This is a genomic window from Erythrobacter sp. LQ02-29, assembly GCF_022576075.2.
GTDB lineage: Bacteria > Pseudomonadota > Alphaproteobacteria > Sphingomonadales > Sphingomonadaceae > Alteriqipengyuania.
Genome location: NZ_JANCNT010000001.1, coordinates 554186 through 565996, shown reverse-complemented (window position 1 = coordinate 565996; position 11811 = coordinate 554186). Strand labels below are relative to the sequence as shown.

Genomic DNA, 11811 nt, shown 5'->3' with positions numbered 1-11811 from the left:
CTAGCGCGCGGTCGACATCGAATAGGGTCGCGCAGACTTCGCGCGGCCCCAGTCCTTGTTCGGCAGCGCCTGCATGGTGAAGCGCAGCGTGCCCCCGGCGCGGATCTCGTCGTCGCCGATCCAGCTGCGGGTCAGCGGCTCGCCGTTGAGCTCGACCGCGCCGACATAGGGGTGATCGTCCGACAGCCCTATGGTGTCCACCGTGAAGCGTTTGCCGTTCGGCAGGGTGATCGCGGCACGATCCACGAACGGGCGGCCGATCGCGTACTGGTTCGATCCCGGCGTGACGGGGTAGAAGCCGAGCGCGGTGAACATCAGCCACGACGACATCTGGCCGAGGTCGTCATTGCCCGACAGGCCGTCGGGGTTTGGCTTGTACTGGCTGTCGACGATCTGCTTCAGCCGTCCTTGCGTTTTCCAAGGTGCACCGGCGAAGTCGTAGAGATAGGCGACATGGTGGCTCGGCTCGTTGCCGTGGATGTACTGCCCGATAAGCCCGGCGATGTCCTCGGCATGGCTGTAGTCGATCCCTGAATTGTCGAAGTCGAACATCGCGTCGAGCTTTGCGATCGCCGCTGCGTCGCCGCCGAGCAGGTCGAACAGCCCGGCCTGGTCCTGCGGCACGAACCACGAATACTGCCACGCATTGCCCTCGGTATAATCCGAGCCGTAATTGATCGCGGTCGGGTCGAAGGGGGTGCGGAAGCTGCCGTCTGCCTTGCGCGCGCGCAGCCAGCCGCTCTTCGCGTCGAAGCTGTTGCGCCAGTATCCGGCGCGCCGCTCGAACCGCTGCGCCACGTCGTCGCGGCCCATCGCCCGCGCCATGCGCGCGATGGTCCAGTCGTCATAGGCGTATTCGACCGTCTTGGATGCCGCTTCGGGCTCGCGGTCGATCGGCACGTAGCCAAGCTTCATGTGATCGCCCAAGCCACCATAGGGCGCGTAGGTCGCGCTCGCGACCATCGCATCGAGCGCCGCGCTCGCGTCGTAATCGCGCATGCCCTTCATATAGGCGTCGGCGATCACCGGCACGGCGTGATAGCCGATCATGGTCCACGTCTCGCGCCCCGCGAACTGCCACACGGGCAGGATGCCCCAGGGGCTCGCCTGCTGGCTCGCGATCAGCGAGCGGACGGTGTCGGTGGTGGTCTGTTCGGGCTGAACCAGCGTCAGCAGCGGATGCTCCGCGCGGAACGTATCCCACAGCGAGAAGGTGGAGCGCTGGGTATAGCCTTCGGCCCGATGCAGCTGGTCGTCGGGCCCACGCCAGCGTCCGTCGGCATCGCTCCACACGCTGGGCGCGAGCAGCGCGTGGTAGAGCGCGGTGTAGAGATTGGTCCGCATCGGGCCGGGCGCCGCGATATCCACACGCCCCAGCGCCTCGCGCCACTTCGCCTCGGTCGCTGCGCGCGTGGTGTCGAAGTCCGCGCCCTCGCCCGCGAGGTTTGCCACCGCGCCGTTCTCGTCGACGCCCGACAAAGCGACCTGCACCTCCAGCGGGGCGTCGAGCTGGCCGAAATCGAGCCGCGCCTCCAGCGCCTTGCCCAGTTTCTCCGCCAGAGCATCGCTGCCGCGGCCGGGACCCTGGAAGCCCTTGTATGGCACGTCCTCGTCGCGATCGAGGAAGGCGTGACCGGTCAGCGGGGCGGAAAAGCGCATGGCGAAATACAGCTTGCGCCCCGGCGCCCAGCCGCGTGTTTCGCGAAAGCCGGTCAGTACCCCGTCGGGCCGCAGATGCAGCCCCGACCACAGCACCTTGCCGGGATAGTCGTAGAGCGAGCTGCGCAAATCGAGCAACAGGTGCGCCTCTTCGCCCGCCGGGAAGGTATAGCGGTGTACGCCGGTCCGCGTGCCGGCGGTCAGTTCCGCCCGGATGCCGCTATCGGCCAAGGTGACCGCGTAATAGCCGGGGCTTGCCTTTTCGGTGTCGTGGCTGAAGCGCTGGCGGTATCCCGCGTCCGGATCGTCCGCACTGCCGGGATCGAGCAGCACCGCGCCCGCCTGCGGCATCACCAGGACATCGCCCAGATCGGAATGTCCCGCGCCCGAGAAATGGGTGTGGCTGAATCCCTGAATGGTCGGATCGTGGTAGGAATAGCCCGCCGCGTGGGCGTAGCAGTCGCGGACGGTGCAGGTCGCATCGGTATCGGGCGACAGCTGCACCATGCCGAACGGGGCGGTGGCACCGGGGAAGGTGTGTCCTTCGGGGCCGGTGCCGATCATCGGATCGACGAATTCCAACGGATCGGGCGCGGTGTCGGCCTGCGCGATCATTGGCTGCACGCATAGCGCCGCTGTCGCGGTGGCGAGAAGGGAGCGCTTCATGAATTGTGGTAAAGCAGAAACGGGACGCCCGTGTCCATCGCGCCCCGCAAAGATCGCGCCCGTCAATCGGCCTGTCGCTCCAGCCACGCCCGCGCCCCGGCGATTGGGCTATCCATCTCCGTGGCGCGGGCGGCGGAAACATCCATTCGCCGCCCCGCGGCGGCCAGCGTGCCGACGCTCTTCCTTTGTGTCTCGCCCCGAAAAAAGAAACCGCCCGGAACGCCATGGCCCCGGGCGGTTGTCATGTACCTAACGAGGCGGCGCGCTGTTCTAGCGGCGCCCGCCGTCCTCCGGCTTAACGGTGATGCGAACGGTCTCGCCCGAATCGCCGGGGAAGTCGGTGAACATCGCCTCGACCAGGTTGGGCACCAGATATTGCAGGCGCTTGCTGGTCGAAACCGCTTCGGCGCGGCCTTCGAACAGCCGCTGCCCAGTCGCGCGATTGTCGATCTTCAGCTCGATGTCGCTGTTATAGACCGTGTAGCTGCGGATGTCGGGGCCGGGGGCGAGCCACGGATCGTAGAAACCGTAGCCCCAGCCTCCGTAGAAACGCCTGCGGTAATACGGGGAATAGCCGTACCACGGATCGTAGAACGGATCGTTCAGACCGGTGGAGCGGACCCGCTCGCGCCCATTATCGACGCCATAGTCGAACTGGACGATCAGGTTGGCCGTTTCGGGCGATGCGGCGCGCGTGTAGCCGAGCCGCTGCATCTCGTCCGCGACGTAGTTCGCATATTGCGAGAATTCGAGGCCACCCTGCAGCGCCGGGTCTTCCGCCACGACGGCGAAGGTCTGGCCCTGCGGCGCAGGCAGTTGCGTGCGGAACCGTGAGACGTCGGCGGAGAAGGGCGATGCGCATGCGGCCAGGCTGGCCAGCAGGAGCGGCACCGATGCCGCCTTGAACAGGCGCCCTTTCGCCGGATGGAGAAGCGAGAATTTCGTCATTATATGCAACCCTTTCGTTGGTTCGGGATGCGGGGCGACTGCGGTTGACCCGCCACGGCGCAGACAAGCATGCCCTACGATGAGTCGTTGCCTAGCATAGGCGGGCTGAACCCGGATTGAATAGTCCTATCTATATCAGATGCTTGGCGGAGCGCGCGGTTCCCGCCGCCACGCTCTAGCCGCGCACCAACCCCAGAGCGGTATAGGCCGCATCGAGGGTCGGTACCGCCCGCTCGCGCGCTTTCGCCGCGCCGCGCGCGAGGATCGCGTCGAGCGCCTCGCGATCCTGCATCAGCTCGGCGAAACGGCTGGAGATCGGGCGCAGGGTTTCCACCAGCAATTCACCCAGGGCCGGCTTGAACGCGCCGAAGCCCTGGCCGCCATGGGTGGCGAGCACCGCGTCGACCGGCTCGTCCGCCAGCGCGGCGTAGATGGTGACGAGGTTCAGCGCTTCCGCCCGGCCGTCCAGCCCCTCGCGCTCCGACGGCAGCGGCTCGGGATCGGTCTTCGCCTTCTTGACCTTCTTCATTACCTCGTCGGGATCGTCGGTCAGGTTGATCCGGCTCATGTCGCTGGGATCGGACTTGCTCATCTTCGCGGTTCCGTCGCGCAGCGACATGATCCGCGCGGCGACCGGCGGAATATAGGGCTCGGGGAGGGTGAACACCGGTGCTTCCTCCCCGTTTTCATCCTTCGGGGCGAAATCGTTGTTGAACTTCTGCGCGATGTCGCGCGCCAGCTCCAGATGCTGCTTCTGGTCCTCCCCTACCGGCACGTGCGTCGTCTGGTAGAGCAGGACGTCGGCCGCCTGCAGCACCGGATAGGCGAACAGGGCAACGCTGGCCCCTTCGCGGTTCTTGCCCGCCTTGTCCTTCCACTGCGTCATCCGGTTGAGCCAGCCCATTCTTGCTGTGCCGTTGAGCAGCCATTGCAGTTCGGCATGCTGGGGCACCTGCGCCTGGTTGAACAGGACCGAGCGCGCCGGGTCGATGCCGCAGGCGACCAGCGCCGCGGCCATTTCCAGCGTACCGCGCCGCAGTGCTTCCGGATCATGCGGCATCGAGATCGCATGCAGGTCGGCCAGGAAGAAGAGCGCTTCGCTCCCTTCCGCGAGCTCGTCCTGCATCCGGACCCAGTTGCGGATCGCGCCGAGATAGTTGCCGAGGTGGAGATTGCCGGTCGGCTGGATGCCGGAAACGATACGCATGATCTATTCGGTGTCCTCTTGCGGGGGAGGGGGCGTTCGGCGCATCAGCGCCTTCACGTCACTTAGCCGGAAGGCGCCGGTCGCGAAACTGGCCGCGAGGTAGACGATCCCCCCGCCCGCGACCAGCACGGCGAGCGCCGCCGCCCGCCACCCCATGGTCCCCGCCATGAACGGTGCCACCAACGGTCGAACCGCGAACAGCGCCGCCCCCATTACGACCGCCGCCAGCGCCAGCCGGGGCAGGCGGTGGAGCAACTGCCGGTCTGCGGCGAACTGGCCGCGACGGCGCAGGGTGAGGTACAGCAGCGCGGTATTGACGCTGGCCGAGAAGGCGGTGGCGAGCGGCGGGCCGAGCACGCCGATGGTCGGGATCAGCGCTACGTTGCCCACGATGTTGAGCGCGATGGCGATCATCGCAAACCGCACCGGCGTCTTCGTGTCGGAGCGTGCGTAGTAACCGGGCGTCAGCACCTTGATCAGGACATAAGCAGGCAGGCCGAGCGAGAAGGCCGCGAGCACGCCCGCCGTCGCGGCGGTATCGCTCGCGCTGAAGGCCCCGTACTGGAACAGCCCCCGAATGATCGGCTCCGCGATGGTCAGGAAAGCGACCGTCGCGGGCAGGGTCAGGAACAGGGCGAGCTCGATGCCCCGGTTCTGCGTATGCATCGCCGTCTCGTCCTGCCCGTTGCTGAGCATACGCGACAGCGTCGGCAGCAGGATCGTGCCCAGCCCGATGCCGATCAGACCCAGCGGCAACTGGTTCAGCCGGTCGGCGTAGTAGATGTAGCTGATCGCGCCTGGATCGAGCAGGCTGCCGGCCAGCGCGGTGGAGACCAGCAGGTTAATCTGCATCGCGCCCGATCCGGCGGCGGCGGGCAGGATCAGCTTGAACAGCCGCCGCATCTCGGGATCGATCCGAGGGCGGCGCAGCTTCAGGCGCAGGCCGATGCGGCGGCAGCCCCAGATCAGGAACAGCAGTTGGAGGGCACCGCCCGCCGTTACGGACAGGGCCTGCACCCAGGCGGTCTCGTATGGGTTCTCGCCATGGAACAGTCCCAGCCCGGTGATCATCGCCACGTTGAGCAGGATCGGTGCGGCGGCGTTGACCCAGTAATGTTCCAGCGAGTTGAGAATTCCGCCCAGTAGCGAGACCAGCGAGATCATCAGCAGATAGGGCAGGGTGATCCGCGACAGCGTGACCGCGTAGGCGAATTGCGCGGGCGTCGGATCGTTGAACCCGCCCGATAGCGCGTAGGTCACCGGCCAGGCGGCGATCATCATTCCCACGGTGAAGACGATCAGGACCGGCAACAGGATCGCCAGCGTCCGCTCCGCGAAATCGACCCCGGCGTGCCGTCCGCCGCCCTCCGCCACGCGGCGGTTGAACATCGGGATGAAGGCGGCGGAGAAGGCCCCTTCCGCGAACAGGGCGCGGAACATGTTGGGCAGACGGAAGGCGACGAGAAAGGCGTCCGACGCGAAGCCCGCGCCGACATAGCGCGCCTGCAGCGCGTCGCGCCCGAGCGCGAGCACCCGGCTGACGAGCGTCAGCCCGCCGACCGAGCCGAGCGACTTAACCAGATTCACCGGGACCCTCCGCCCGCGATCCGCCGGTCAGCCGGGAGCATGCATGGCTCTACCTCGCACGGCCCGGCGGTGGCGGTCGTCAGTTCGCGTCCGCGCTGCCGGGCACGGACCCCATGCCTTCTTCCTGGCCCTTCTCGGCCAGGCGCTGCATGTAGAGGCCGTTGAAATCGATCGGATCGATCATCAGCGGCTGGAAGCCCAGGTCGCGCGTCGCGTCGGCGATGATGCGGCGGGCGAAGGGGAAGATCAGGCGCGGGGCCTCGGCATAGAGGAACATGTGTCCCTGATCGTCGGGCACGTTGCGCATGCCGACCAGCGCCGCGTAATGCAGCTCGATCAGGTAGATCTTGCCGCTCTCGCAGCTGGCGTCGACGGTGATCTTCAGCTCGACCTCGTTGATCTCGTCGTTCACCGGGTTGGAGGCGATGTTGAACTGCAGGTCGATCTGCGGCTGGTCCTGCCACTGATAGCAGGCCGGCGCGTTCGGATTCTCGACCGACAGGTCCTTGATATACTGCGTCACGATGCCCGCGGCGGGGCCGTTGTCGGCGCCGTTGCCGTTGCTGCCAGCCGGGCCGTCCATGCCCAGATCGGTGAGAATGTCGCCTTCGTCGGCCATGTGCTGCTCTTCTTTCCTGTCGTGATGCGAAGTGGGGAGGGGCGACTGCGGATCGCCCGCCCCCATGGTATGGTTTCGGTATGGTCCGCGCGCCTAGCACCAAGGCCCGCTCCTCGCAATGCGGTGCGACGTGCCGCCCGTGCGCCCCGCGACCGCCCGCATTCGCGGTTCAGCCGTTGTCTATTTGATATTGTCCACCATTTGGGAGTAGAACCGTAATGAATCCCCGGGGCGCGCCGTTGCCCCGCCCGCGAAGCCACAGGTGACTGCCAAGCCGTGATTTACGAAATCGTCATCCTCGCCATGATCGCCGCCTTTCTCGGCCTCAGGCTCTATTCCGTCCTCGGTCGCCGGGCCGAGCACGAGGAAGAGCCGGTGCCGCACCGGTTCGAGTCGCCGCGTGCCCCCGATCCGCAGCATGAGAAGCAGCAGGTCCAGGCCGCGGCAGACGATCAGGTTCCGGCCAACGCGCTGCCGTTCGTGCAGGACGGCATTCGCGATATCGCCGCGGCGGATCGCACCTTCGACATTACGCGCTTCGTCGATGGTGCCAAGGCGGCCTACGGCATGGTGCTGGAGGCGTTCTGGAAGGGCGACCGCGAGACGTTGCGCGAACTGTGCGACGACGATGTCTATGCCAGCTTCGAAGGCGCGATCACCGCGCGTGAAGAAGCGGGCGAGGTCATGGAAAACCGCCTGATCCGCATCGAGGAGGCAACGATCCGCGACGCCGTGCTCGATGGGCGCACCGCGCGCATCACCGTGCGTTTCGTATCGGACATCGCTGCGGTCACGCGCGACAGCGAGGGCAATCTCGTGGCCGGCTCGCTCGACGATGCGATCGAAAGTCGCGACATCTGGACCTTCGCGCGCGATGTGAACGCCGCCGGGCCGCACTGGATACTCGACGAAACCGACGAAGGCTGAGGGGCCTTCCGCGTCTGCCGCTCCGGGCGGCGGCGCGACAACCGAAGGGGAGGGCAGGCCGATGGCCCGCATGTCACGCCTGCTGCTGGCGCTTGCTGCGCCGCTCGTCCTTGGAGCCTGTGCCGGGGTCATACCCAAGCCGCCCAATGCCGCGATTCCGCTGCCCGAGGGGCCCCGGCCCGACAATGCGGCGGCGGCGGATCTCGCGCGCGGCCCCGCGCTCGAATCGCTGGCCCTGACGCCGCGCGACGCAAGCGACGCCCTGTCGGCCTTCCGCGGATCGTGCCGCTGGCTCACGACCAAGGACGACCGCAGCGGCCTGACGCGGCCCGCCGACTGGCAGCCGGCCTGCACCGCCGCCGCCAACTGGTCGGATGGGGACGCGCTCCGTTTTTTCGCCACGCAGTTCGAGACGGTCCGGATCGGCGACGGGAAGGCGTTCGCCACCGGCTATTTCGAACCCGAAATCCTGGGCAGCCGCACGCGCATCCCCGGCTACGACACACCGGTCTATGCCGTGCCCGCCGATCTGGTGCGCGCATGGGCCGCCGACACGCCGGCGAGCGAGCGCACCGGTAATCCACCGCTCGGCCGCTATGACGAGACGGGGGCGTTCGTGCCCTATTTCGACCGCGCCGCGATCGACGCGGGGGCGCTGGCGGGGCGCGGGCTGGAGATCGCCTGGGTCGCCGATCCGATCGAGTTCTTCTTCCTGCAGATCCAGGGATCGGGCCTGCTGCGCCTGCCGGACGGGTCGCGGATGCGGATCGGCTACGCGGGGCAGAACGGGCGCGGCTACACCGCCATCGGTGCCTTGATGCGAGAGCGCGGCTTGTTCGGCGACGGGCCGGGGCAATACGCCTCCTCCATGCAGGGGATCGTCGCTTACCTGCGCGACCACCCGGTGGAGGGGCAGGCGCTGATGCACGAGAACCCGAGCTACATCTTCTTCCGCGAACTGACCACGGACGGACCGCTCGGCTCGCTCGGCGTGCCGGTGCGCGGGGAGAGCAGCGCCGCGGTCGACCCGCGTTACATCCCCTACGGCGCGCCGGTGGTATTGCAGACGGACCGGGTGGAGGCGAACGGGCTGTGGATCGCGCAGGATACCGGCGGGGCGATCAAGGGGGCCAACCGCTTCGACACCTTCTGGGGCAATGGCGCGCGCGCACGCGAGATCGCGGGCGGGATGAGCGCGCGCGGGCAGGCGCTGCTGCTGCTGCCGATGGGGACATATGCGCGCCTGACCGGACGATGAGCCACCCGCGCGGCCTTTCGGCGGGCGAGGCGGCGGCGTGGGAAGCGTTGGCGAAGTCGGTGACGCCGCTCGTTCGGCGCACCCCCGCCAGCGCCGCCCGCGCCCAGGCCGCTTCACCCCCGGCTGTGCCAGCGCCGCCCGCGCCTTTACCGCCCACATTTGCACCCAAGGCCGCGCCGGTCCAGCGCGCGAAGCCGGCGCGACCGGCACCTGCGCCCCCGCCGGTCCGGCCACTGGCGCGCAGTCAGCTCGATTCGCATTGGGAACGGCGGCTCAAGGGCGGCGACATCCGGCCCGACGTATCGCTGGACCTGCACGGACACGGGCTCGACGCGGCCTATCGCCGCCTGATGGACGGCATGACGCAGGCGCGCGCGATGGAGGCCCGCGTGGTGCTGGTCGTCACCGGCAAGGCACGGCCGGTCGATCCCCCCGACCGGGGCGAGCGTCGCGGCGCGATCCGCGCGAAGATCCTCGACTGGCTGGCGGCGAGCGAACACGCCACGCGCATTGCCGCGGTTCGCAAGGCGCATCGCCGCCACGGCGGCGAAGGCGCGCTCTATCTGGTGCTGCGCCGCGGGGGCTGAATGCACAAGGGGCCCCGGCATCGCTGCCGGAGCCCCTCGCTGCCCGAACGGGCCACCGCAATCAGCGGTGATATTTTGCGCAGGTCAGATCGAACCGGTCCGCGTCCATGACCTTGGTCCAGGCGGCCACGAAATCGTCCACGAACTTCTGTTCGTTGCCGTTCTCGCCATAGACCTCCGAAACGGAGCGCAGCTGCGAATTGGAACCGAACACCAGGTCGGTGCGGGTCGCGGTCCAGCGATGCGCCTTGTCCTTGCGGTTGCGGCCCACGAACTCCTCGTCCCCGCTCTCGTCGACCACTTCCCAGAAGGTGTTCATGTCGAGCAGGTTGGTGAAGAAGTCGTTGGTCAGCTGACCCTTGCGATCGGTGAAGACGCCGTGATCGGAATTGCCGGTATTGGCACCCAGCACGCGCAGCCCGCCGACCAGCACCGTCATTTCCGGGATGGACAGGCCCAGCAGGCTGGCCCGATCGATCAGGATATCCTCGGTCTTCACGCTCGACTTGGTCTTCAGATAGTTGCGGAAGCCATCGGCGAAGGGTTCCAGCGGCTCCCAGCTTTCCGCGTCGAAATCCTCCCGCTTCGCATCGCCGCGCCCGGTGGTGACGGGAACAGAGACGTCGAACCCGGCGTCCTTCGCCGCCTTCTCCACCGCCGCCGCGCCGCCGAGCACGATGGCGTCGGCCAGCGTCAGGTCGCCGCGCAGCTCGTCGAGCTTGCCCAGCACCTTGCCCAGCTCCTCGGGATCGTTGACGGCCCAGTTCTTCAGTTCGTCGAAGCGGATATGCGCCCCGTTCGCGCCGCCGCGATGGTCCGACTTGCGATAGGTGCTGGCCGAAGCCCACGCCGCCTTCACCAGTTCGGACACCGTCAGCCCGCTATCGAGCACCTTCTCCTTGAAGTCGGCGACCGTGCTGTCCGAAGCATCCTTGCCGGCGGGGATCGGATCCTGCCAGATCAGGTCTTCGCTCGGTACATCCGGGCCGAGATAGCGGACCTTCGGCCCCATATCGCGGTGGGTCAGCTTGAACCAGGCGCGGGCGAAGGCATCGTCGAGCGCCGCCTGGTCGTTCATGAAGCGCTCCGAAATCTTGCGATAATCGGGGTCGCGCTTCAGCGCCATGTCGGCGGTGGTCATCATGGTCGGGACCTTCTTCGACGGGTCCCGCGCATCGGGGGCCATGTCGGCCTCTTCCTGGTCGATCGGCTGCCATTGCTTGGCACCCGCCGGGCTTTCCACCAGCTCGTATTCGTATTTGAACAGCAGACGGAAATAGTCGTTGCCCCACTGCGTCGGGTTGGGCGTCCACGCACCCTCGATCCCGCTCGTGGTGATGTGACCCTTTTCGATCTGCTCGGCATCGGTCGCCCAGCCGAAGCCCATCAGGTGCATCTCACCCGCTTCGGGCGCGCCGCTGAGCTGATCCGGCGGAACCGCGCCGTGGCACTTGCCGAAGGCGTGACCGCCGGCGGTCAGCGCGACCGTTTCCTCGTCGTTCATGGCCATGCGGGCAAAGGTTTCCTTCATGTCGCGTGCCATGCCCTCCGCATCGTGCGGATTGCCGCCCGGCCCCTCCGGATTGACGTAGATCAGGCCCATCTGGATAGCCGCCAGCGGGTTCTCCAGCGCCTTGCCCTCGTCCGGAATGATGCGGGTCGCGACGCCTTCGTTGACCCACTCCTCTTCCGAACCCCAGTAGATGTCCTGCTCGGGCTCGTAGACGTCCTTGCGCCCGCCGCCGAAGCCGAAGACGGGGCCGCCCATCGATTCGATCGCCATGTTGCCGGTCAGCACGAACAGGTCGGCCCAGCTGATATGCTTGCCGTATTTCTGCTTGATCGGCCACAGCAGGCGGCGCGCCTTGTCCAGATTGCCGTTGTCGGGCCAGGAATTGAGCGGGGCGAAGCGCTGCTGGCCGCTTGAAGCGCCGCCACGCCCGTCGCCGGTGCGATAGGTGCCCGCGGCGTGCCACGCCATGCGGATGAAGAACGGGCCGTAATGCCCGTAATCGGCCGGCCACCAGGGCTGGCTGTCGGTCATCAGCGCCTTCAGGTCTTCCTTCAGCGCGGTGTAGTCGAGAGCGTTGAACGCCTCGGCGTAATCGTAATCCTCGCCCATCGGGTCGGGCGACTGCCCGCCCTGGGTCAGAATGTGGAGGTCGAGCGAATCGGGCCACCAGTCGCGATTGGTCCGACCGAGCAGGGCGCGAACCCCGCCGTCTCCGGTAACCGGGCATCCACCGCCGATCGATCCTGTCTTGGCATCCATGTCCTGCTCTCCTCTTTCGTATCCGGGCCCGTGCCCGAGTCGTGATGGGAGAGAGGATGACCCCCCAAGCCTAATCAGTCC

10 protein-coding genes are annotated in these 11811 nt (G+C 67.2%); 3 read left to right on the top strand and 7 right to left on the bottom strand.

Going from position 1 to position 11811, the window contains the following annotated elements:
- The 6 genes from MKP08_RS02720 to secB form a co-directional block, all read right to left on the bottom strand.
- Entirely contained in the window at nucleotides 1-2325 is a 2325-nt protein-coding gene (locus MKP08_RS02720; protein ID WP_255750385.1) for a GH92 family glycosyl hydrolase, read from the bottom strand.
- A 62-nt stretch (nucleotides 2326-2387) separates the two neighbouring features.
- Complete coding sequence (locus MKP08_RS02715) at nucleotides 2388-2570, bottom strand: hypothetical protein (RefSeq protein WP_241554776.1); 183 nt, start codon at nucleotides 2568-2570, stop codon at nucleotides 2388-2390.
- Nucleotides 2571-2595: 25 nt separating this feature from the next.
- A complete protein-coding gene (locus MKP08_RS02710; protein WP_215227161.1) occupies nucleotides 2596-3273 on the bottom strand; it encodes a DUF4136 domain-containing protein in 678 nt (225 codons plus the stop codon).
- A 175-nt stretch (nucleotides 3274-3448) separates the two neighbouring features.
- Nucleotides 3449-4480 carry a tryptophan--tRNA ligase gene (gene trpS / locus MKP08_RS02705; RefSeq protein ID WP_241554775.1) on the bottom strand — a complete coding sequence of 344 codons (1032 nt, stop codon included), beginning with the start codon at nucleotides 4478-4480 and terminating at the stop codon, nucleotides 3449-3451.
- 3 nt (nucleotides 4481-4483) lie between these two features.
- Nucleotides 4484-6067, bottom strand: a complete 1584-nt coding sequence (murJ, locus tag MKP08_RS02700) for a murein biosynthesis integral membrane protein MurJ (protein WP_241554774.1) — start codon at nucleotides 6065-6067, stop codon at nucleotides 4484-4486.
- Between the two features lie 79 nt (nucleotides 6068-6146).
- Nucleotides 6147-6686 carry a protein-export chaperone SecB gene (gene secB, locus MKP08_RS02695; RefSeq protein ID WP_215227164.1) on the bottom strand — a complete coding sequence of 180 codons (540 nt, stop codon included), beginning with the start codon at nucleotides 6684-6686 and terminating at the stop codon, nucleotides 6147-6149.
- A gap of 276 nt (nucleotides 6687-6962) precedes the next feature.
- Between secB and MKP08_RS02690 the strand changes: the two genes are divergently transcribed.
- The 3 genes from MKP08_RS02690 (at nucleotide 6963) to MKP08_RS02680 (ending at nucleotide 9458) form a co-directional block, all read left to right on the top strand.
- Nucleotides 6963-7613: a Tim44/TimA family putative adaptor protein gene (locus MKP08_RS02690; RefSeq protein ID WP_241554773.1), complete on the top strand. Its 651-nt coding sequence runs from the start codon at nucleotides 6963-6965 to the stop codon at nucleotides 7611-7613.
- 70 nt (nucleotides 7614-7683) lie between these two features.
- The gene (locus MKP08_RS02685) at nucleotides 7684-8871 is read left to right on the top strand and encodes a murein transglycosylase A (RefSeq protein WP_241555513.1); all 1188 of its coding nucleotides are present in this window, start codon (nucleotides 7684-7686) and stop codon (nucleotides 8869-8871) included.
- Nucleotides 8868-9458, top strand: a complete 591-nt coding sequence (locus MKP08_RS02680; RefSeq protein ID WP_241554772.1) for a Smr/MutS family protein — start codon at nucleotides 8868-8870, stop codon at nucleotides 9456-9458. Before MKP08_RS02685 ends, MKP08_RS02680 begins: the two co-directional genes overlap by 4 nt.
- A 61-nt stretch (nucleotides 9459-9519) precedes the next feature.
- Here the strand turns inward: MKP08_RS02680 and katG are convergent, their stop codons facing one another.
- Nucleotides 9520-11730 carry a catalase/peroxidase HPI gene (gene katG / locus MKP08_RS02675; protein ID WP_241554771.1) on the bottom strand — a complete coding sequence of 737 codons (2211 nt, stop codon included), beginning with the start codon at nucleotides 11728-11730 and terminating at the stop codon, nucleotides 9520-9522.
- Between the last annotated feature and the right edge of the window lie 81 nt (nucleotides 11731-11811).

What these genes read in the sequence shown, in the direction of transcription:
- MKP08_RS02720 (WP_255750385.1), bottom strand. Translation starts at nt 2,325, where the DNA reads ATGAAGCGCTCCCTTCTCGCCACCGCGACAGCGGCGCTATGCGTGCAG.
- MKP08_RS02715 (WP_241554776.1), bottom strand. Translation starts at nt 2,570, where the DNA reads ATGACAACCGCCCGGGGCCATGGCGTTCCGGGCGGTTTCTTTTTTCGG.
- MKP08_RS02710 (WP_215227161.1), bottom strand. Translation starts at nt 3,273, where the DNA reads ATGACGAAATTCTCGCTTCTCCATCCGGCGAAAGGGCGCCTGTTCAAG.
- trpS (WP_241554775.1), bottom strand. Translation starts at nt 4,480, where the DNA reads ATGCGTATCGTTTCCGGCATCCAGCCGACCGGCAATCTCCACCTCGGC.
- secB (WP_215227164.1), bottom strand. Translation starts at nt 6,686, where the DNA reads ATGGCCGACGAAGGCGACATTCTCACCGATCTGGGCATGGACGGCCCG.
- MKP08_RS02685 (WP_241555513.1), top strand. Translation starts at nt 7,684, where the DNA reads ATGTCACGCCTGCTGCTGGCGCTTGCTGCGCCGCTCGTCCTTGGAGCC.
- MKP08_RS02680 (WP_241554772.1), top strand. Translation starts at nt 8,868, where the DNA reads ATGAGCCACCCGCGCGGCCTTTCGGCGGGCGAGGCGGCGGCGTGGGAA.
- katG (WP_241554771.1), bottom strand. Translation starts at nt 11,730, where the DNA reads ATGGATGCCAAGACAGGATCGATCGGCGGTGGATGCCCGGTTACCGGA.